We start from the raw sequence: 2,356 nt of genomic DNA, 5'->3' as shown, positions 1-2,356 counted from the left end.
GGCCGGATCGGGCGGGGCGCGCGGCCACGCCCGATCCCCTCATAACGGAAACGCAGTTCTGGGCCACGGGCCTGGGCGAGGGGGTGGATGCCACGCCCTACGGCCTCCCGATCCGGTTCGAGGACGACGTCATCCGCCGCAACGTGGAATGGCTGACCGCCGACACGATCAGCTCTATCAACTTCACGCCGATCCATGCGCTCGACGGCACCATCACCCCGCAGGGCTGCGCCTTCGAGCGGCACCATTCCGGCGCCATCGAGCTGCGCAAGCAGGACTACCGGCTGATGATCAACGGGCTCGTGGATACGCCGCTTGTTTTCACCTATCACGATCTCGAACGCTTCCCGCGCGAGAACCACGTCTATTTCTGCGAATGCGCGGCCAATACCGGCATGGAATGGGCCGGCGCGCAGCTCAACGGGGCGCAGTTCACCCACGGCATGATCCACAACATGGAATATACCGGCGTGCCGCTGCGCACCCTGCTGGAAGAGGCGGGGCTGGACGCGGCCGGCGACCTGTCGGACAAGTGGATCTTCGTCGAGGGGGCCGATGCGTCCTCCAACGGCCGCTCCATCCCGATGGACAAGGCGCTTGACGACGTGCTCGTGGCCTTCAAGGCCAATGGCGAGGCGCTGCGCAAGGAACACGGCTACCCCGTCCGGCTGGTCGTGCCGGGCTGGGAAGGCAACATGTGGGTCAAGTGGCTGCGCCGCGTCGAGGTGACGGACGGCCCCGTGGAAAGCCGGGAGGAAACCTCCAAGTACACCGACACGCTGGCCGACGGGACATCGCGCAAGTGGACATGGGAGATGGACGCCAAGTCGGTCGTCACCTCTCCCAGCCCGCAATCGCCAATCACGCACGGCCCGGGGCCGCTGGTCATTTCCGGTCTGGCGTGGTCGGGGCGCGGCGCGATCACGCGCGTCGACGTCTCGATGGACGGCGGCGTATCGTGGCAGACCGCGCGGCTGGCCAAGCCCGGCGAAAGCAAGGCGCTGACGCGCTTCTATCTCGATATCGACTGGGACGGCAGCGAGATGCTGCTGCAGTCGCGGGCGATGGACGAGACGGGCTATGTCCAGCCGACCAAGGAAGAGCTGCGCGAGGTGCGCGGCGAGAACTCGATCTATCACAACAACTGCATCCAGACCTGGTGGGTCCGCGAGAACGGGGAGGCCGAAAATGTCGAAGTTTCTTAACGCCACGGCGCTGGCCGCACTCCTTGGTGTCGCAGCCGCGCCGGCACTGGCCGAGAAACTCGGCCTTGGCCGCCCGGCCCTGCCGGAGGAGATTGCGGCGTGGGACGTGAACGTCATGCCCGATGGCAGCGGCCTGCCCGAAGGCTCCGGCGATGTCTGGACCGGCGAGGCGGCGTTCATCGAGAACTGCGCCGTCTGCCACGGAGATTTCGCCGAGGGCGTTGGCAACTGGCCGCCGCTGGCCGGGGGCGAGGGCACGTTGGCCGACGAGGACCCGGTCAAGACGGTGGGCTCCTACTGGCCCTACCTGTCCACGGTCTGGGATTACGTCCACCGCTCCATGCCCTATGGCAACGCGCAGAGCCTCACGACGGACGAGGTCTATGCCATCACGGCCTACATCCTCTATTCCAATTACATCGTGGAGGATGATTTCGTTCTGAGCGACGAGAACTTCACTGAGGTGGAGATGCCGAACGCGGATGGCTTCATCGTCGATGATCGCGAGGAGGCCGAGGCGCATTTCTGGAAGGAAGATCCTTGCATGGACAACTGCAAGGACGGCGTGGAGATCACAAAGCGCGCCACCGACCTCGGCGTGACGCCGGTGGACGAGGATGAGCAGGAGGCGGCCGCCGACACGGGCGCGGATACCGAAACCGCCATGGCCGATGCCGGGCAAGAGGAAGAAACCGCCGCGGCGGCCCCCGATCCCGAACTGGTCGCCAAGGGCGAAAAGGTCTTCCGCCAGTGCAAGGCATGCCACATGGTTGGCGAAGGTGCCAAGAATCGCGTCGGCCCGCAGCTCAACGGGGTGATGGGCAGCCAGGCCGCGTCGGTCGAGGGCTTCCGCTATTCCAAGGGCTTCGAGAAGCTGGGCGAGGAGGGGCTCGTCTGGACGGAAGAGACACTGGCAGAGTTCCTTGCCGACCCTCGCGGCTTCGTCAAGGGAACGCGGATGGCCTTTGCCGGGCTCCGGGACGAAGAGGACCAGGCCGCCATCGCCGCCTATCTTTCCACCTTCTCGGAGTAGGCAAATGGCCCGGCCCGCCGTCTTCGCCACCCGCCGCCCGCGCACTCCGATGCCGGAGGGTGGCGGCAGGGGCGGGGCGGGCCAGAGCACCGCGGGCGCAGGCGGGCCGGTCGGGCGC

Annotated in this window: 2 protein-coding genes; both read left to right on the top strand. The window is 66.6% G+C overall.

The genetic code is table 11. The features are described 5' to 3' along the window. The coding region (gene soxC, locus ACH13J_RS18240; protein ID WP_397544767.1) for a sulfite dehydrogenase at positions 1 to 1,205 on the top strand (1,205 nt) is incomplete at its 5' end. Further along, positions 1,189 to 2,238, top strand: a complete 1,050-nt coding sequence (locus tag ACH13J_RS18235) for a c-type cytochrome (RefSeq protein ID WP_397544766.1) — start codon at positions 1,189 to 1,191, stop codon at positions 2,236 to 2,238. The genes soxC and ACH13J_RS18235, both read left to right, overlap by 17 nt. Positions 2,239 to 2,356: the final 118 nt, after the last annotated feature.

Origin of the sequence: Roseovarius salis (assembly GCF_044472985.1) — a bacterium.
Classification (GTDB): domain Bacteria; phylum Pseudomonadota; class Alphaproteobacteria; order Rhodobacterales; family Rhodobacteraceae; genus Roseovarius; species Roseovarius salis.
This window is presented reverse-complemented; position numbering and strand designations above follow the sequence as displayed.

Coding starts and splice junctions, on each gene's coding strand:
- ACH13J_RS18235 (WP_397544766.1), top strand. CDS start 1,189: ATGTCGAAGTTTCTTAACGCCACGGCGCTGGCCGCACTCCTTGGTGTC.